Below are 18,524 nucleotides of genomic sequence, written 5' to 3' on the forward strand. Positions count from 1 at the left end.
ACGCCCCTGCCCTCCAAACCGCACGGATCAAGCGAGGCCAGTCGGATGGGGACCATCCAGCGGGTAGTGACATGCCACCGCCCGGCCATCGGCCGCCTTGACCAGCGCCGGGCGCTGGACCTCGCGTCTCTCCTTGGCAAAGGCGCACCGGGTGTGGAACGGGCAGCCCGGCGGCGGCGAGAAGGGGCTTGGCAGGTCGCCCTTGACCTGTGCCCGCTCCGGCCGCTTCGCGTGCAGCCGCGGCTCCGGCATCGCCTCCCGAAGGACACGCGTATACGGGTGGCGGGGGGTGGAGAACACCTCGTCGGCGTCCCCGACTTCGACAATCGCGCCGAGGTACATGACCGCGACACGGTTGGAGATCTGTCGAACAACGGCGAGATCGTGGGCGATAAAGACGTAGGTCAGGCCAAACTCTTCACGGAGTTCCGCCAACAAGTTGATGATCTGCGCCTGGATGGAGACATCGAGCGCGGAGACCGGCTCGTCGGCCACCAGCAGCTTTGGATGAAGGGCAAGCGCCCTGGCGATGCCGATGCGCTGCTTCTGTCCGCCGGAGAACTCGTGGGGGAACCGTAAGGCGTGCTCCGACCGCAGGCCCACGCGGCGCAGCAATTCGCTCACCCGATCCTCGATTTCTGAGCGCGCCCCGATGCCGTGGATGCGGAACGGTTCCGCCAGCAGGTCACCGACCCGGCGGCGGGCGTTCAGCGATGCCGCAGGGTCCTGGAACACCATCTGCATCTCCCGCCGGAGCGGCCGTATCTGCCGCAGGCTGAGATCCGTGATATCGCGACCGTCGAACTCCAGCCGGCCGGAGCTGATGTCCTGCAACCGGGTCAGGCAACGCCCCAAGGAGGACTTGCCGCAGCCGGACTCGCCGACGATCCCAAGCGTCTCGCCGGGCATGACCTCGAGCGAGACCTCGTTGACCGCATGCACCTGCTGCCGACGCGACGGCAGGAGCGACCGGCCAGACTTGTAGATCTTGCTGAGCTTCGTCGCCCTGAGCAACGGTTTCTGAGCGGTGGCCATGGTCATGCAGCCCCCTCCTGCCTGGGCGCCAGTTCCTCAATCGCTGCATCGGGCAGCACGCAAGCGCTGCGGTGCCCGACCGGACCGGCAAGAGGCGGCTCCTGCAGGCACGCGTCATGCGCATGCGGGCAGCGGGGCCGGAAGGAGCAGCCCTTTGGCAGCGCCGAAAGCTTGGGGGGCGCTCCGGGTATGGCACTGAGCCGCGCGGGCCGCGGTCCGTCGAAGGGCGGGATGGACCCGAACAGGCCCCAGGAATACGGGTGGCGCGGCTGAAGAAAGACAGCCTCCTTCGGCCCTTCCTCCACGATCCGGCCCGCGTACATCACGTTCACCTTGTCCGCCGTCTCTGCCACCACGCCGAGGTCGTGCGTGACGAGGATAACGGACGAACCGAAATCCTCCCGCAGCTTTCCGATCAGATCGAGGATCTGCGCCTGCACCGTCACGTCGAGCGCCGTGGTAGGCTCGTCGGCCAGCAGCAGCGCCGGATTGCAGGACATCGCCATGGCAATCACCGCCCGCTGCCGCATCCCGCCGGAGAGTTGGTGCGGGTAGCGGTCGGCCACCGAACGCGGCGCGGGAATACCAACCGCATCGATCAATTCCACGGCACGGTCCTTCGCGGCCTTGCGGCCGATCTGCTCGTGGGCGCGCAACGTCTCGACGATCTGTGCGCCGATGGTGTGGACGGGGGTGAGCGAAGTCATCGGGTCCTGAAAGATCATCCCGATCTTCTTGCCGCGAATCCGGTCGAGTGCCCGACGCGGTAGCCCCATAAGCTCCTGTCCCTCAAACCGGATCGAACCAGAGAGAACAGCATTCGGGCTGTCGATAAGGCCCATGATGGCAAGGAGCGTCTGGCTTTTGCCCGAACCGCTCTCGCCCACCAGGCCGAGAATCTCATTGCGGCCGACGTTGAACGAGACGCCGCGCACGGCCTCCACCAGCCCCTCCTCGGAGCGAAAATGAACGGTCAGGTCCTTGACCTCCAGAAGCGGCTCAAAACGCATCGCGCACCCTCGGGTCCAGGAACATATGCACCACGTCGACCACGAAGTTCGCCATCACCACAAAGAAGGAGGCGTAAATCACGGTCGCCATGATCATCGGCAGGTCCAGCGTCTGCAGTGCGTCATAGGTGAGCTTTCCCACACCCTGCAGGCCGAAGACCACCTCGGTCAGCAGCGCGCCGCCGCCCACCAAAGCGCCGAAATCCAGACCGAACATGGTGACGAAGGCCACCAGCGACGTGCGCAGCCCGTGCCGCAGAAGCACCTGGCGTTCACCGATACCTTTGGCGCGGGCCATTCGGATGAAATCTTCCTGCATGGTCTCGATCAGACTGGCGCGCAGCACCCGGCCGTAAAGTCCGACGTAAAGCGTGGCGAGCACGATCCACGGAATGACCAGCGCCTGGAACCAGCCCAACGGGTCCCTCCCGAAGGGCACGTAGCCAAGCGCCGGGACCCAGGAAAAAGCCCAGCTGTCGTGGAACCGGCTCTGGGTGATGAGGTTGGCGACCTCGCCCAGCCAGAAGACAGGCATCGAGACCCCAGCCAGTGAGATCATCATCAGCGTCCTGTCGAGCCAGCTCCCCTTGGTGGCGCCAGCAATCAGCCCGACGATCAGCCCGCCGATCAGCCATAGCAGAGCGGCGCCTATCACCAGCGACAGCGTGATCGGGATGGCGCGAGTGACCGTGGGGATGACTTTCTGGCCGCGGTTCACGAAGGAGGTCAGGTCGCGGGTGACAAAGAGCTTCTTCATCATCAGTGCGTATTGAACCGGCAACGGCCGATCGAGGCCGAAGTCGTGCCGCACCTGTTGCAGCGTCTCCTGGCTGGCATTCCGTCCGGCGATGCGGGCCGAGGGGTCCGAGCCGGGGGTGGCAAAGAAGATCAGGAAGACGACGACGGAGATCCCGAACATGACGAGGGCCATCTGACCGAGACGGGCGGCAAGTGCATAGATCATCAGCCGATCCTCATGGCAGACTTCGGATCGAGCGCATCCCGCACCCCGTCGCCCAGAATGTTCAGCGCCAGCACGGTGACGGCGATGGCGATGCCCGGAACGAGCGCCACGGCCGGCCTGGAATAGAGCAGCCCCTGCCCGTCCTGAATGATGGTGCCCCAGCTCGCACCCGGCGGCTGAACCCCGATGGACAGGAACGACAAAGCGGACTCGATGATCATCGACAGCGCGAGGATCAGCGGGACGAAGACGACGATCCGGGGAACCACGTTCGGCAGGATGTCCTTGATGAGAATACGCCACGGCGAGGCACCCAGACCCACGGCGGCCGTCACGAACTCAGCCCCCATGAGGGTCTGGACATGGCCGCGGATCGGGCGGGCGACGTAGGGAACATAGACGATACCGATGATGAAGATCGGCAGCGCAAGCGAGCCGGAGGTGATCCGCCACGGACCGATGGTGAGTGTCTGGTTGAGCAGCACGATGGACAGCGAGATAGCGAGCAGGAAGATGGGAAACGCCCAGAGCACATCGAGGATGCGCGACAGGATCGTGTCGGAAATGCCGCCGAAGAAGCCGGCAGTGGTGCCGACGAGCGTCGCCAGGACCAGGCAAAGCAACGTCGAGGCGAAAGCGATGAAGAGCGAATTGCGCCCGCCATAGAGCATACGCGCCGCCACGTCCCGACCCTGGTTGTCAGCGCCCAGCATGAACGGGCCGAATTCCCACGTGGGCCCGATCGGGGTCAGCCCAAGCCCCAGGCCGGTGGTGGAGGGCTCCAGCACAGGACGCTCTTCCCCCGCGATCATGACGGTGCCGTTCAGATTGGTCACGAAGGGGTCGGTCATGGCCACGTGGCGGGCGTACAATGGCGCCATCAGGCAGACCACGACGATCGCCACCAGAACCGCCAGCGCCACTATCGCCGCGCGATCGCGCCGGAGCTTGCGGAACGCGGTGGCCCAAGGGCTCTCGGTGGCCTTTGCCTGACCCTGACGGGACGCCGCCGGGGCATCGGTTTCTTCGACTGAACTCATAGGTGCCTTTGCCTCAGAAGGAACGGCGGCGCCACGGGGGCACCGCCGTCCATGGTCAACTCCGCGGGCGTTACTCGACCCAGGACTGGGACATGATCCAGTAGAACTGGGGTGAGAAGGTGAAGTTTTTCACTCGGGACGAGATGAAGTCCACGCGCTTCGGCGTGAACAGCACCGCTGCGGGGGCGGCATCGGTCACGGCCTTGTCCACCTCGGTCCAGAGTTCTGCGGACTTCTCCGGGTCCGTCAGCGTCAGCGACGCAGCTTCGGCCATCTTGGCGTCGATCGACTCGTCGCAGAAGCCCGAAATGTTCACCGAGGCGTCAGAACCCGGGTTGAACGACGCGCAGCTAAAGAGGACCTGCAGGAAGTTCGAGGGCGACGGATAGTCCTGGAACCACTGCGAGATGGAGATCTGCACGTTGTTGTTGGTGTTCTGGATGTAGGTGAACTGGATGTTCTGCGAGATCGCCTGAACCTTGGCCTCATAGCCGAGCTCGTTCAGGACGTCTTGCAGGTACACCCCGATCGCACGCGAGACGGTGTTGTCTTCGGCAATGATCGTCACTTCCTGCCCGGCCGTGCCGGATTCGGCCACCAGCGCCTTGGCCTTCTCCATGTCCGGCGCGGACCAGGTGTCGCCCCCGCCTGCGGTATAAGGGCAGTAGGGCTCGTAGGAGGGGAACCCCGGCGGCAGGATCTGGCAAGCCGGCTGGGCGAGGTTGCTACCGCCGAAGAGCTTCACGACGGCAGAACGGTCGATGGCATAGTTCACCGCCTGACGCACGCGGACGTCGTCGAAGGGCGCCAGGTTGGTGTTCATCGGCGCGTACCACATCGCCGTCAGTGGATGCACGGACGCCTGGTCGGCGTACGTCGTCCCAATCTCGGCCAGACGGTCCGGCGGGGGCGGGTCGAACATCCAGTCCGCCTGCCCGTTCTGGATCGCCGTGACGGCCGCCTCTTCGGTCAGGCCGAAGTCGTAGTCGATCTCGTCGGGGTATCCGGCCGGCTGTGCCTCGGCGCTCCATTCCTCGAAGTGCGGGTTGCGGACCATCTTGAGCCGCTCGTTGGGATTGTAGCTCTCGATCATGTAGGGCCCCGTGCCCGGAACCGGTTCGGTGCCCATATCCTTGATCGGGGTCTCGGCGGGCAGGATCGCGGCATGCGGAATCGCGATCTTCTGCAGGAATTCGCCGTCCGGCTCGGTCAAATTGATGGTAATCGTGAAGGCTTCCTCGTCGATCACCACGCCGCCGTCGAGCGTGCAGTCCGCAGGCGCGGCGAGACATTCATCCGCCCCCACGATCCCGTTGTAGAAGGTGCCGGCAGTGGGGCCGGAGACCTTGAAGATCCGCTGGAACGAGGCAAGCACGTCTTCCGGCGTCACGTCGGACCCGTCGGCGAACTTCAGACCCTTGCGAAGTTGGAAGGTATAGGTCTTCCCGCCATCCTCGGGCTCCGGAAGCGTTTCCGCGAGGTCGGCGACCACGTCGAAACCGGTCTCGTCCCCTGCCTTCTTGAAGGTCACGAGGCCGTCGTAGAGGATGTAGTTGATCTGAAAATACTGCAGTGTGTAGTTGATGTGCGGGTCGATCGTTCCCGCCGCGGCCTTGGCCAGCAGGCGGAGCGTGCCTCCCGGCGTGCCCTGTGCCCCGGCTGGCGCAGCAGTCGCGAAGACCGCCAGCGCGATGCCGGATGTGAGGGCGGCGAAAGATGTCCTGTTCTTCATTCCCATTCCCCTGTTGATGTGCGTGCGCCGCGCGTTCTTTCCCGGCGCGGCTTCATTGTCGTGTCCCGTCAGCGCGAGCAAAGGCAACTCGGAGCACCGCGAGTGCCGCACCCGCCTTTCACAGACCGCGCGACTACCTTGAAGGTATCGGTGCGCCTTTCGGGCTGTATAGCTATGGATTGTTATAGGTCCGGACAGCCCGTGTGCCGGGACCGCGCCCGTCGTCTGTTTATTGCGCATATGCGGGATCTCTGAGCAGAAATGCCGGGCCACAGGGGTCCTGTGAATTGACAAACGCGCTGACGTCCCGAAACCTGTCTGCATGGTTCAGGCTGAGATCATCAGGGAAGAAGCGTTCCATCCGGGCATGGCTCTGGAGGAGGCAATGGACGTCGCGCACCGACTACTGGGGCCGGCTGGCTTCGACATCGCCACCTATGACTATTCCCCCGTTCCGCTGACTCACGATGGGGAGTTCATCCTGCCGACCGTCTTCAGCCTGAGGGAAACGCCGCGGGACATGGAGCCGCTCTGGTGCAACAGCGGCTATTACAGCCGCGATCCGGTGATGGAGGCCGCGCGCGAAGTCACACGGCCCTTCACCTGGTCGCACGACGGTCGCCAGAGTGCCGTCATGCAGAAGATCTTGTCCGACCGCCACGCCCCGGTTGTGGAGTATCTTCTCGACACTGGCATGCGCAGCGGCATCACCGTCCCGATTCGTGGCCCTGGTGGATCCCTCGCGACGTTCAGCGCCATTCGTCTCGGCAGAGCCGACGACGCGGGCATGGAGGACTACTTGCCTGCCGTTGGGCATCTGGGCCATATCCTTCATGATGCGGTGTTTCCGGGATTCCCCGCCGACGCCCGGCGCACGTCCCACGTGAGCTTAACCCCCCGGGAGCGGCAATGCATGATGCTGTGCGCCTCGGGCCTAACCACCAAGCAGATCGCCCACGAGATCGGCCGCTCCGTCCCAACGGTAACGCTGCATCTGACCTCGGCCGCGAACAAGCTCGGCGCACGGAACAGGGCCCATGCCCTCGCGCTGGCCGCGCACTACCGGCTGCTCGATCTGGACGCGTAAGCGCACGAGACCCCGGCACCCTATAAGATTCCCTAGCTGTCTGCACACATGCCCGCGCTGGTAGGTATCCCAAAACGTCCATTGGGAACCTCACAGGAGAGCGGACATGTGCGCCTACGATATTTCGACGGGGATTTCGCCGTACAACGGGTACGAAACCTGGTACCGCATCTGCGGCTCACTGGAGTCTGAAAAACTGCCCCTCGTGGTGGTGCACGGCGGGCCGGGGTGTACCCATGACTACGTCGACAGCTTCAAGGCGCTCGCAGAAACCGGGCGGCCGGTCATTCATTACGACCAGATTGGCAACGGCAAGTCCACGCACCTCCCCGAAAAGGGCGCGGACTTCTGGACCGTCGATTTCTTCCTTGGCGAACTCGACGCGCTGCTGACGCACCTGGGAATCAAGGACCGCTATGCCTACCTCGGCCAAAGCTGGGGCGGGATGCTCGGCGCGGAACACGCAGTTCGCCAACCGGCGGGCCTGAAAGCGCTGGTGATCGCGAATTCGCCGGCCTCCATGGAGTTGTGGCTGGCGGGCGCAGCAAAGTTGAGAGCCCAGTTGCCAGCCGATGTTCAGGACGCGTTGACGAAACACGAAGTGGCGGGCACGACCGACGACGAGGAATACAAGCGCGCCGAGAAGGTCTTCAACGAGCGGCACGTGTGCCGGGTCGTCCCGATGCCGGCAGAGGTACAGGCCACATTCGACGCGATGGAAGCGGACCCGACCGTGTATCACACGATGAATGGCCCGAACGAATTCCACGTGATCGGCACGATGAAGACGTGGTCTGTCATCGATCGGCTACCAAACATCACCGCGCCGACTCTCGCATTCCGTGGCCATTTTGATGAGGCGACTGAGGAATGCGTCCAGCCTTTCCTCGACCTCATTCCCGACGTGACGGGACATGTCTTCCCGAATTCCAGCCACATGCCCCACGTCGAGGAGATGGACGATTGCATGGCGGTCGTGGAGGCTTTTTTGCGGAAGTACGACTGAACGCGCCTTGGCGGGGCCAGCGCTGACGAGGTTCCGCCGAATGCCGTGGTGGTCCGGTTCGCGGAAAACTCGTCAAGAGGCCATAACCACCATCGATGCATCGCACGGCGGCACTCAGAGTCGCCGGCGATCCCCCTGCCCCGAGGCCGGACCTTCGCATCGGACTTGGCGCGCGTCGGCGAGGCCCTCCGACTACGGCCCGGGTTCGACGAGCGTCTGCAGTGAATCGGCGTCGCGCCGCGGCGGGGCACCGAAGAGCCGCTTGTACTCTCGCGAAAACTGCGACGCGCTTTGATAGCCGACCGCATACCCCACGGTGGCCGCCTCGGCATTTTCGGTAACTAGGAGGCGTCGTGCCTCATGCAGTCGGATGTGCTTTTGGTACTGAAGCGGGCTTACGCCGGTGACAGACTTGAAGCGGCGGTGAAACACCGAAACGCTCATGCCCGCCACCTCCGCCATGGCCTCAATGCTCAGATGCTGTGAATAACACCGCCGAATAAACGCCATGGCGCGGCGGATATGGGTGAGGCGAGAACTGCAACCGGCGATCTGGCGCAGCAAGGCGCCCTGTGGCCCCATCAGAAGCCGGAACATCAGTTCGTGTTCGAGATGGGAGGCCATCACCCGTATTTCATCGGGCCTGTCGAGAAGCCCTGCGAACCGTCGCCAGGCCTCGAGCAGGGTCGGGCCAGCCTTGGAGATACCGAAACCCGACCGGATCGTGGGTTCGACCAGGCCGTCCATATCGAGCAAAATTGTCGAAATGACCGCGGGATCGAGGACGAGGTTCAGCGACAGATAGGGGGCTTCGGGCAATGCGTCGCACACCTGCCCCATCGCCGCCACCTCCGCGGCCACCACCATGCATTCGCCCTCGCCGTATTCGAGCATGTCGTCGCCGATCAACGTCCGCTTCCGCCCCTGAACAACGAGGCAGGCCACGGGCTCGTAGATCAAAGCCGTGGCATCGGTTGGGCTGTCGAAGCGGTAGACGTGAAGCCGTGGCAGCGCCGCGTTCTGGCGGCCAGCGTGGCGCAGGGCAATGGCACGAATGTCGGTCAGATCTGTCATGTCGGGATCCCACAACGGTTGCCGCCAAAGGTCAACTGAACGGCAGGATCAGGCAATCATTCGACATCATCGGACATTCAGGCGGCAGGTGCCCTGCCTACATCCCTGGCAATACCAGCGCAGAGGACATTCCAATGCCGACCACGCGCGAGTTGGGCATCGGGTTCGTCCCCTATTCGCCGCTCGGCCGGGGCTTTCTTACCGGCGCGGTGAAGCCCGCCGCGGAGTACGAGGAGGGCGACATGCGCCGGACCGACCCGCGCTGGCAGCCCGGGAACTTCGAAAAGAACCTCGATGCGGTCCGCAAACTCGGCGAGCTGGCCGAGCAAAAGGGCATCATGGTATCACAACTGGCCTTGGCGTGGCTCTTGGCGCAGGGTGACGAGATCGTGCCAATTCCCGGTACACGCCATATCGAGCGGCTCGAGGAAAACACCGCCGCTGCCGATGTTTCGCTGTCGGCTGACGACCTGGAGCGCATCCGGCAGATCCTTCCCGACGGCGCGTTCGGTGCGCGGTACGCGGGCGGCATGGTGCCCGAGTGGGTCTGAAGAGTGGCAGTGGGCGGTCATGTAGGCCGCCCCTCACCCCTCCCGTCTCAAGCGGCCCCATTGATCGCATTCCCGGTTTTGTCCTGCAGCGAAATCACCCGTTCAACCCGCCATCGTCGCGGATCTTGCGGCTGAAAGCGGCGGGCGTCATGCCGTAGGCCGTTTTGAATTGCCGGTGGAAATGACTGAGGTTGGAGAAGCCCGCCGAAAACGCGGCCTCTGCCACCGACGCGCTTCCGCTTGCCATCAGCCCTGCCGCGCGCTCCAGCCGCCGCCGGTTGCAGTAGGCCACGAAGCTCGTTCCGGTGTAGCGACGGAACTCCCGCGTCAACAGGCTACGCGACATGCCGAAGTGGCTCGAAACAGATGCCAAGGTCATGGCCTCGTCCAGATGTTCGTCGATCCAGGCCACGATCGTTGCGATCCGCGCGTCGTAAGCCCCACACGGCGGCAGCGCCGATCGCTCAATGTGTTGCGCCAGAAGCAGGCCAAGCTTCGCCCAATCGCTGAGGGCGGCCGCAAAATCGAGCCCTTCGTGAATGGTCATGGCAAGCTCAAACACCGCGCTCTCATCGGTATGGCCAGCGCGCGTCAGCCGATCGCCGGCCGAGGTCAAACGACCGACAAGTTGCGGCGCCAGATAGGCCGAGGCTTCCGACGGCGTGAAGCAAACAAGCCGTATGTCGATGTCTTCGCCGGGCGACACGAAAAAGCGGTGTTCCACACCGGGCGGCAGAAGCAAAGTGTCGCCGGCCCCAAGCCGGACATCGCGCTCACGGGTCGACAGCGTGCCACCGGCTGTCATGACCGTGACGAATTCGTACACGTCGTGGTCATGCCACGGCGACGATTCGGAAAGGGACGCTCGCAAACACCACATTCTTGTTCGATCCCACATGTTTCTGCGGCAATCTGCAAAGATTTCATGCTTATAAATAGGATACTAAGCACTCCTGTTGTTTCCGAATCCACACATCGTCCAAGGAGTGCCGATGTACACTGCCTTCTCCGAAGCCCACCGCGGCTTCGCCATGCTCGGGTGCCTGACCACCGTTCTCTGGGCCCTCGCCGCCCTCATCCCGACCATCAGACACCGTCCGGCGCCGCGTCTGTGGAGACCCTTGTTCATTGCGGCGATGGCCACCACGGGTCTCTCCGGATTGACCGGCCTCGTCGTCCTCTTCTTCGGCGGCTGGCTGTCCTTCATCTTTCCGTGGCTTGGAATTGTTGCCATCGCCCTGCATGGCATGGCCGGCGCGCGTGGCCGCAAGGCACTGGAAGCCGGCGCGGCGGGACCATTGGCAGTCGCCCTCACCGTCCAGATCCTCGCCCTCGTGGTCGCCTATGCCCTGATGATTGCGAAACCCTTCTGATCCGGGTGTCTTTTACGTAGCAAGGATCGCGATCAAGCCGTCTCCCTCGGTCGAGCTGCCTCTCACCACCCAAGCCGGGTAGGTCACAACGCTGACCCCTGGCTTGGCAACGTCCCGCTGGATTCTGGCACACCAATTCGAAACAGTCTCGCTAGGGGCGGTATGGCTGTCTTTTGTTCCACGCAGACGTGTGTCAATTCCGTGCGGAGAAACGGCTGTCTTCGGTAACCTTCGTGCGTGATTGTGCGCGCAGCGCCGCCCCTTCGCAGATCGGGCCATAGTCACCGGGCTCGCGGTGCAACGCGAAATTGAACACGTTCTCCCGCAATTCGCGGCATCTGTCGAAATCGATTTCCGCGGTCGCGATTTCGTCGCCCAAGCCCTGCGTCCGGGCAATGATTTCTCCGGTTGGGGCGATAATGCAGCTGCCACCGATCAAGTCACACCCTTCTTCCCGTCCGGCTTTTGCCGTGCCGATCACCCAGCAACCATTGGCATAGGCGCCGGCCTGCATGCTCAAGTGGTTATGAAAATCCTGCAGGTGATCATGTTCCGGGGCCTGCGGGTAGTGGACGGGCGTGTTGTAGCCAAGCATGACCAGTTCCGCGCCGCGCAGGCCGAGCACGCGGAATGTCTCCGGCCAGCGACGATCATTGCACAGGCACATTCCAAGCGTGCCGCCCATCGCGTCGAAAACGGGGAACCCGAGATCGCCATGTTCGAAATACCGTTTTTCAAGATGCTGGAACGGGCGCCATTCCTCAGGATTGAAATGGCCCGGAAGATGGACTTTGCGATATTTGCCCACGATTCTGCCGTCCCGATCCACGATGATCGACGTATTGAAGCGCCGTTTTGTATCCCCCTCGCGGACCAGTTCGGCATAGCCGAGGTAAAAGCCGATCCCAAGCCGGCGGGCGGCCTCGAAAAGCGGCTCAGTTTCCGGCCCCGGCATTTCGGACTCGAAAAAGCGATCCAGTTCCGCTTCATCCTCGATGTACCAGCGCGGGAAAAACGTCGTTAGGGCGAGTTCAGGAAACACCACCAACTCCGCACCTCGGCGGTGCGCCTTTTCCAGCAACGCAATGAGGCGGTTGACGGCGGACGCGCGAGCCTCGGAGCGCGCGATCGGCCCGAGTTGAGCGGTGGCGGCGACGATGGAACGGCTCATGCGGTCTGTCCTTCCGGCTGCACCACACAAGCGCGTTCCAACGCCACCTCGGCCAGGAGCCGGACGCCGTTGGCGAGATCTTCTGGTGCGGTAAATTCGTGAATGTTATGGCTGATCCCGCCCTGCGATGGCACGAAGATCATGGCAGAGGGGCAATTGGGCGCAAACATCTGAGCGTCATGCCCGGCGCCCGACGGCATCTTGCGGTGGCTTAGGCCAAGCCGGACAGCCCCGGACACAATCTGATCGACGAGATCGGTGTCAAAGGCCACAGGTTCAAAACGGGCAAGTGTTTGACGGGCGAGCGTGCACCCTTCGGCCGAAGCAAGTTCCTCCGCAGTCTCGAAGAGACGTTTCTCTGCGGCCTTGAGCGTTGCCTCGTCAGTATGGCGTAAGTCCACCGTCAGCACAGCTTGCTCCGGGACAACATTCACCAGATCCGGCGTGAAAGACATCCGGCCGACTGTGGCCACCTGAGGCGGACCGAAGTCGCGGGCGATCGCGCGGGCTTCCGTGGCGATGGCGGCGGCAACGGCCCCGGCGTCACGGCGCAGTGCCATCGGAGTGGTGCCCGCGTGGGACGATCGGCCGGAGATTGTGAACTCGGTCCATGAAATGCCCTGAACCCCCGTGACGACCCCGATTTCCAGACATTCGCTTTCCAAAACCGGACCCTGCTCGATGTGCAACTCCAGATAGGCCGACGGCGTCAACGCCCCAACGGGTTCCGATCCCCGGGCACCAATGGCATCGAGCGCGTCGCCGACGCTTTTTCCATCAATGCCGACCTTGCCGAGCATCTCTCCAAGCTCCAACCCACCCTGGCTTACGCCGGACCCCATCATGTCGGGTGCGAAACGTGCGCCCTCCTCGTTGGTGAAGAACGCCACAGCGAGCGGATACTCGGTGTCGATCCCCGCGTCGATCACGCTCTCGATCACCTCAAGGCCCCCCAACACACCCAGGACACCATCATAAAGGCCACCGGTTGCAACGGTGTCGATATGCGACCCCAGGACCAGCGGTGGCAAGTGCTTACGTCCCCTGCGAATGGCCCAGGTGTTGCCAATGACGTCGGTGTGAATTTCCAGTCCGAGTGTGCGGAACCAACCGGTCACCAGCGCCCGGCCCTCCGCGTCCTCGGCGCTCAGGGCCAGCCGCTTGCAACCGCCGCCGGGAAGGGCACCGATACGCCCAAGCTGATCGATCCGGGAGAGGAGCCGTTCGGTGTTGATGTGAACGTTCATGCAGCGGCCCTCACCTCGTCCGCAGTTTTCCCGACCAGTTCAGTATAAAGTTCGGGGTCAGTGTCGGCCTCGGTGCCGAAGACCAGCACGCGGGAGGTTTCATCTATTCCGAGTGCCTCCCGAGCTGGAGCATGGTTCGCAGCCGAAAGAAATGCCGCCAGCCCGGCAACGGCGGATTCGCCGGCCACCACAGGCGGATCCCCCGACAACGGCCGCGCCAGGCGGCGCATCATCGCAACCGCGTCAGCGTCCGCCACGGAGGCCACAGCGAAGCACAAGGGTTTGAGAACGTCCCAGGCAAGCACCGACACCTCGCCGCAGGCAAGCCCGGCCATCAGGGTATCTAGCTCGCCCTCAACAGCTGTTGGCGTTCCGGCGCGGATGGTCTCCAGCCAACACGCGCTGTCCTCTGGATCGGCCAGAATGAAACGGGGCGCCGCGCCGGAACCGTACCGGCGACGCATCTGGGCTGCCACCGCCGCGGCGACACCACCGACACCCGTCTGCAGGAAGACATGCGTCGGCGCCTCGCCCAACTGTTCCGCAGCCTCGGCCGCCATCACCTCGTAGCCCTGCATCACGTCTTTCGGGATCTCCGTGTAGCCGGGATAGGACGTATCGGAGACCACGAACCAGCCCTCGGCACGTGCCGTTTTGTCGGCCTCCCGCACGCTGTCATCGTAGTTGCCAGCGCATCGGCGGACGTCGGCTCCGAATGCTTCGATGGCCGTCTTGCGCCCCTCCGAAACGGTCCCGTGGATGAAGATCACGCAGTTGCACCCAAACGTCTGTGCGCCCCATGCCACCGAACGGCCGTGGTTGCCATCGGTCGCACAGCAGACGGTGACATCAGAGATCACGTCGGCATGGGTGCCATCGAGGATATCGTCCACACTCGGCTCGTCTATCCCCTTGCGGGTGGCTATTTCACGCGCGAGCAGACGCAGCACCGCATAGGCACCTCCAAGTGCCTTGAAACTGCCGAGCCCAAAACGCCCGCCCTCGTCCTTGTAGTGCAACGTGGCAACCCCCGCCTCCGCCGCTATCCCCGGAAGCGCCAGGAGCGGCGTTGGAGCGTAACCAGGCCAAGCGGAAATGGTCCGGTGTGCGGTGGAAAAGCCCGCATCGCTCAGAACCGCCGCCTGCGTCGCGTCGTAGGGCGCGTGGGGGTCGAAATGGCGGTTGAACACAACTTCCGTGGTTGCCTCGTGTCCGAGGGTGTTCGCGTACTTGATCGAATCCTGCATAGTGTCCTGCTTGATCAGTCGTTGCGCCCCGAGCGGCGGCGAATGCTCTCCGCCAGAACCACCAGGGCGATATTTCCCAGCACGATCAGAACCGCGAGTGCATTCAGGCTGGGCGAAAGGTTGAAACGGAAATCGGAAGCAACGAGCACCGAGAGCGGCTGTTCGCGCCCCGAAAGGAAGGCCGTCATCACGTACTCCGATGAGGAAAGCACGAAGGCAATGACCCAACTCGCCAGAAGCCCGTTGCTCATCAGTGGGAGCACCACCCTGCGAAAGCTTGACCAACCCGAAGCGCCGAGATCGGCCGCCGCGTCGATCAGCTGTCTGTCGATCCGGATCAGGACCGAGGCGATGATCAGAGTGGAGAACGGTAGAATGATGATCGATTGCCCGGCGATAACTGTCCACAGCGAACGATCGATCCCCACCTCCTTGAACAGGATGAGTTGCGACACGGCGAGGATCAGGCGTGGTACGAGGAACGGCATGAGCAGAATGGCGACGAAGAGCCCCCTCCCCCGCATCGGGTAGAGCGTGAGCACCAGCGCGGCGATCGCGCCGAAGACGGTCACGAGGATCGCCACCGGGAAGGCAACCGAAAGCGTGGTGAGGAACCCGCCGCCGAGACGACCGTCGGACAGGATCGCCCCATACCATTCGGTGGTGAAACCACGGAGGGGGAATGCCATGACGTCGGACGCGTTCAACGAGAACAGAAGTATCATGGCGATCGGCAGGTACATGAAACCGAAGACGAGCCAGACCCAGAGAGTTGCGAGCCGTGACATCAGGCGCCGTCCGAAACCAGAGTGGCTCGGCGGATCGCAAGCGCGCCCGCTCCGAAACAGAACATCAGGATCGCCAGCATGGTCCACGCTATGGCCGAGCCGAGCGGCCAGTCGAACGCGGTGCCGAACAGATCGTTGACAGCCGATATGATCGTGACGCCCGAAGCGCCGCCCAACAATTGCGGGGTCAGATAGTCCCCTGCAACCATGACGAAGACCATCAGCCCTCCCGCAATCAGACCGGGCACGGTGAGCGGCAATGTTACCCGCCGGAAACGATCCACGGCTGGGGCGCCGAGATCGGCCGCCGCCTCGATCCAGGCGTCATCGAGACTCTCAAAGGCGAGCCAAAGACCAATGACCATGAACGGGAGGTAGTTGTAGGTGAGCGCGATATGGGTTGCGAGCGGGCTGAAGAGCAGCCCTGCCAGCGGCTCCGTCGTCACACCCAACCACATGAGAGTGCGGTTGATCGCACCTTCCGCCCCCAGGAGCACCCGCCAGGCGAACACGCGAACGAGGTCGCCCGAATAGAGCGGCACCAGCAGCAGCGTCAGCAATGTGGACTTTGCCGTCGTAACCCGCTTGGCAATGAACCATGCAACCGGGTAGCCGATGATGGCAGTGATCGCGACGACGAGCATCGCCGAGCCGAAGGCGCGCGCAATAAGGTTCCGGTACGTCTCTGACCCGGCGATCTTGGCATAGTTGGCAAAGGTCGGCTCGCGCGAGATGGCGACGAAGTCGACCTGGAAGAAGCTGTACGCGAACAGGATCAGCAGCGGCGCCACGCAAAGCGCGAAGAGAGCCGCGACGACGGGCAGCGACAACCAATTTCCGATCCGTCCAGGCAGTACGGCCATCAGGCCGCCCTTTGGTCGGCGGCGGCGGCCCATGCCCGGGCCGGATCGAAGCTCACATGGACGTCGGTTCCCGGCGGCGGCGGAGACGAGGTTGCCGTGACTTGCACCAGTTGTCCGGCGATCTCGCATTCCACGATCCAGTCGGAGCCGCGGAAGACACAATGCGTCACACGGGCTGGAATGCCGGCATCCGCCAGCGACAGGTTCTCGGGTCGCAGGCACAGCACCGCGGGCGCGCCACCGGTGAGCGTCGCTACGCCGTGAACCCTGTGCTTGCCAAGCGGCGTGTCGAGCGTGACCTCATCGCCATTTCGCTCCAGGGTCAGTGCCGGAACGCAGGCCGCTCCACCGATGAAGTCTGCAACGTAAGCGGTGCGTGGCCGGGCGTAGATATCTTCCGGTCTGCCCTGTTGCTCGATCCGGCCGTCACGCATGACGATGATCCGGTCAGAGAGCGCAAAGGCCTCTTCTTGATCGTGGGTCACGTGGAGAAATGACATGCCGAGGCGGCGTTGAAGATCCTTGAGTTCGATCTGCATATCCTTGCGCATCCGTCGGTCGAGAGCCGACAAGGGTTCATCAAGCAGCAGCAAACGTGGTGCGTTGACAATCGCACGCGCAAGCGCAACCCGCTGCTGTTGCCCTCCAGACAACTGGCGCGGCCGACGGTCCGCCATCGCGTCCATCTGGACGATTTCCAACGCATGCAGAGCGCGGGGACGGATTTCGGACCTGGGAATTTCCCGATAGCTCAGTCCGAAGGCAACGTTCTCCACCACGGACAGGTGAGGAAACAGCGCATAGTTCTGGAACACGGTATTGATCGGCCGTTTCGCGGCGGGGATCTCGTCGAGACGTGCGCCATCGAGGGTCAGGGCACCGGACGTCACCTCCTCGAACCCACCGATCATCCGCAGGATGGAGGTTTTGCCGCATCCCGAAGGGCCAAGCAGGGTGACGTAGCTGTTCTCGGCCAGCGCGAAATCAACGCCGGATACGGCTTCAACCTTGCCGTAGCTCTTGTATAGCCCCTTGGCCTCAAGAAGCGGCCGCCGGGGACGGCCGCTCTCCTCCGATTCAGCCCGACGTTCAGGCGTCGTCATCTCAGCTTGCCTTCACTTCGTTCCACAGCGCCACCCAGTCGTTGTACCGCGGCGGATTCTTCTTCCAGACGAAGCTGTCCATGATCGAAAGATCCTTGATGAAGATCTTCTCCTGCTCTTCGTCGCTCAGCATGTCGCGGGCGGCGGAGGTGGATTGCGCATACGGGCCGCCCAAGGCGAGCATTTTGCCGTATTCCGGGCCGAGCAGGTAGTCGACCAGCTTGAACGTCGCGTCGAGCCGCTCGCCCTGCACGCCCTTGGGCACGGCGATCGTATCGCACCAGCCGATCACGCCCTCTTTGGGTTTGGCCATTCCCATGTCGATCCCCTTGGCGCGCAGATCATAGTAGGGCGGCACCCAGGAGAAGGCGCAGACGACCTCGCCGGTCGCAAACAGGTTGGTCAGGTCGCCGATGGAATTCCAATACGTGCGAAGCTTGGACTTCTGGATCATCAAGACCCGTTTCACCTCGGCAAGCTGGGCGTCGTCGAGGTCGAACATCTCGCTCTCGGGAATACCGAGATACATGGCGGCAATCATGATTCCTTCGAGCGCGTAGTCGCGCATCGCAAGCTTGCCGTTGTATTTGTCACCTTCAAAGAAAACCGACCAGTCCGGCTCTTCGTCCATCAAGTCCGCGCGATACACGATCGGATTGATGCCCCAGTAGAACGGAATGCCGTAGGTCTCGCCATTGACCTTGCCCAGTTGCGTTTTCTTGAACGTGTCGTAAAGCAGCGACGCGTTCGGCACCTTGTCGAAATCGATCGGCTGAAGCAGGTCCGACGCAGTGTAGAACTCCACTTTGTCGAGTCCGGGCGTGATCAGATCGACCGAGTTTGCGCCGCCAGCCCGCAGCTTGGCAAACTGTTCGTCATCGGTCCCGATGAATGTCTTGGTAAGGGACACATCATTGGCAGCCAGGAAGGGAGCGAGGTAGTCGTCCTTTGCAAGGTTTTCCCAGGTCATCCAGAGGATGTCCGTTGCGGCGAGCGCGCGAGAAGCGGGACCGAACGCCCCGAGAGCGGCGCCGGCAAGGGTAGTTTTCAGAAGGTCTCGGCGGTACATGGGCGGTCCTTTCTATCTGTCACAGGAGGATCGAGCGTCTCCATGGTTGCATGAAAATGAATTTTCACCTACAACTAAATCATGAAAATCCGCGTGCATTCTTTCCGTGCCCAATGCGTCATCTGCCGCAGCGTGTCTTTTGTCAGGTTTTCAGCACCTTTCGA

General features: G+C 63.0%; 18 protein-coding genes. 4 read left to right on the top strand and 14 right to left on the bottom strand.

What is annotated here, in order from left to right; all coding sequences use genetic code 11:
* Positions 1 to 27: 27 nt before the first annotated feature.
* The 5 genes from BM075_RS01110 to BM075_RS01130 all read right to left on the bottom strand — a co-directional run bounded on the left by BM075_RS01110 (position 28) and on the right by BM075_RS01130 (position 5,781).
* Complete coding sequence (locus BM075_RS01110; protein WP_177208205.1) at positions 28 to 1,041, bottom strand: ABC transporter ATP-binding protein; 1,014 nt, start codon at positions 1,039 to 1,041, stop codon at positions 28 to 30.
* Positions 1,038 to 2,045, bottom strand: coding sequence for an ABC transporter ATP-binding protein (locus BM075_RS01115; RefSeq protein ID WP_093358629.1), 1,008 nt, complete (start codon positions 2,043 to 2,045; stop codon positions 1,038 to 1,040). Before BM075_RS01115 ends, BM075_RS01110 begins: the two co-directional genes overlap by 4 nt.
* Positions 2,035 to 3,009: an ABC transporter permease gene (locus BM075_RS01120; RefSeq protein WP_093358631.1), complete on the bottom strand. Its 975-nt coding sequence runs from the start codon at positions 3,007 to 3,009 to the stop codon at positions 2,035 to 2,037. The genes BM075_RS01115 and BM075_RS01120 overlap by 11 nt, the downstream gene beginning before the upstream one ends.
* Positions 3,009 to 4,049 (bottom strand): ABC transporter permease, encoded by a 1,041-nt coding sequence (locus BM075_RS01125; RefSeq protein WP_093358633.1) that lies wholly within the window; start codon positions 4,047 to 4,049, stop codon positions 3,009 to 3,011. Before BM075_RS01125 ends, BM075_RS01120 begins: the two co-directional genes overlap by 1 nt.
* A 70-nt stretch (positions 4,050 to 4,119) precedes the next feature.
* Entirely contained in the window at positions 4,120 to 5,781 is a 1,662-nt protein-coding gene (locus tag BM075_RS01130) for an ABC transporter substrate-binding protein (protein ID WP_093359377.1), read from the bottom strand.
* Positions 5,782 to 6,103: 322 nt separating this feature from the next.
* Here BM075_RS01130 and BM075_RS01135 point away from each other — a divergent pair, with 322 nt between their 5' ends.
* The gene (locus BM075_RS01135) at positions 6,104 to 6,868 is read left to right on the top strand and encodes a LuxR family transcriptional regulator (RefSeq protein WP_093358635.1); all 765 of its coding nucleotides are present in this window, start codon (positions 6,104 to 6,106) and stop codon (positions 6,866 to 6,868) included.
* Positions 6,869 to 6,974: 106 nt separating this feature from the next.
* Complete coding sequence (locus BM075_RS01140) at positions 6,975 to 7,874, top strand: proline iminopeptidase-family hydrolase (RefSeq protein ID WP_093358637.1); 900 nt, start codon at positions 6,975 to 6,977, stop codon at positions 7,872 to 7,874.
* A gap of 192 nt (positions 7,875 to 8,066) precedes the next feature.
* Here BM075_RS01140 and BM075_RS01145 read toward each other — a convergent pair whose 3' ends face one another.
* Positions 8,067 to 8,948 (bottom strand): AraC family transcriptional regulator, encoded by an 882-nt coding sequence (locus BM075_RS01145; protein WP_093358638.1) that lies wholly within the window; start codon positions 8,946 to 8,948, stop codon positions 8,067 to 8,069.
* A 134-nt stretch (positions 8,949 to 9,082) separates the two neighbouring features.
* Here BM075_RS01145 and BM075_RS01150 point away from each other — a divergent pair, with 134 nt between their 5' ends.
* Complete coding sequence (locus BM075_RS01150; protein WP_093358640.1) at positions 9,083 to 9,499, top strand: aldo/keto reductase; 417 nt, start codon at positions 9,083 to 9,085, stop codon at positions 9,497 to 9,499.
* A gap of 94 nt (positions 9,500 to 9,593) precedes the next feature.
* Here BM075_RS01150 and BM075_RS01155 read toward each other — a convergent pair whose 3' ends face one another.
* A complete protein-coding gene (locus BM075_RS01155) occupies positions 9,594 to 10,397 on the bottom strand; it encodes a helix-turn-helix domain-containing protein (protein WP_093358642.1) in 804 nt (267 codons plus the stop codon).
* A gap of 94 nt (positions 10,398 to 10,491) precedes the next feature.
* Between BM075_RS01155 and BM075_RS01160 the strand changes: the two genes are divergently transcribed.
* Positions 10,492 to 10,872 carry a hypothetical protein gene (locus BM075_RS01160; RefSeq protein ID WP_093358644.1) on the top strand — a complete coding sequence of 127 codons (381 nt, stop codon included), beginning with the start codon at positions 10,492 to 10,494 and terminating at the stop codon, positions 10,870 to 10,872.
* Between the two features lie 193 nt (positions 10,873 to 11,065).
* Here the strand turns inward: BM075_RS01160 and BM075_RS01165 are convergent, their stop codons facing one another.
* The 7 genes from BM075_RS01165 to BM075_RS01195 are packed head-to-tail and all read right to left on the bottom strand — an operon-like array spanning position 11,066 to position 18,360.
* Entirely contained in the window at positions 11,066 to 12,043 is a 978-nt protein-coding gene (locus BM075_RS01165; protein WP_093358646.1) for an N-carbamoyl-D-amino-acid hydrolase, read from the bottom strand.
* On the bottom strand, positions 12,040 to 13,290 hold the full coding sequence (locus tag BM075_RS01170) for a Zn-dependent hydrolase (RefSeq protein ID WP_093358648.1): 1,251 nt from the start codon (positions 13,288 to 13,290) through the stop codon (positions 12,040 to 12,042). The genes BM075_RS01165 and BM075_RS01170 overlap by 4 nt, the downstream gene beginning before the upstream one ends.
* On the bottom strand, positions 13,287 to 14,537 hold the full coding sequence (locus BM075_RS01175; RefSeq protein WP_093358650.1) for a diaminopropionate ammonia-lyase: 1,251 nt from the start codon (positions 14,535 to 14,537) through the stop codon (positions 13,287 to 13,289). Before BM075_RS01175 ends, BM075_RS01170 begins: the two co-directional genes overlap by 4 nt.
* A gap of 14 nt (positions 14,538 to 14,551) precedes the next feature.
* Positions 14,552 to 15,325 carry an ABC transporter permease gene (locus BM075_RS01180; protein ID WP_093358652.1) on the bottom strand — a complete coding sequence of 258 codons (774 nt, stop codon included), beginning with the start codon at positions 15,323 to 15,325 and terminating at the stop codon, positions 14,552 to 14,554.
* Positions 15,325 to 16,188, bottom strand: coding sequence for an ABC transporter permease (locus BM075_RS01185; RefSeq protein WP_093359378.1), 864 nt, complete (start codon positions 16,186 to 16,188; stop codon positions 15,325 to 15,327). Before BM075_RS01185 ends, BM075_RS01180 begins: the two co-directional genes overlap by 1 nt.
* Positions 16,188 to 17,291: an ABC transporter ATP-binding protein gene (locus tag BM075_RS01190; RefSeq protein WP_093358654.1), complete on the bottom strand. Its 1,104-nt coding sequence runs from the start codon at positions 17,289 to 17,291 to the stop codon at positions 16,188 to 16,190. Before BM075_RS01190 ends, BM075_RS01185 begins: the two co-directional genes overlap by 1 nt.
* 1 nt (position 17,292) lies before the next feature.
* A complete protein-coding gene (locus tag BM075_RS01195) occupies positions 17,293 to 18,360 on the bottom strand; it encodes an extracellular solute-binding protein (protein WP_093358656.1) in 1,068 nt (355 codons plus the stop codon).
* Between the last annotated feature and the right edge of the window lie 164 nt (positions 18,361 to 18,524).

It is taken from the genome of Tropicimonas isoalkanivorans (assembly GCF_900112335.1).
Taxonomy (GTDB): domain Bacteria; phylum Pseudomonadota; class Alphaproteobacteria; order Rhodobacterales; family Rhodobacteraceae; genus Tropicimonas; species Tropicimonas isoalkanivorans.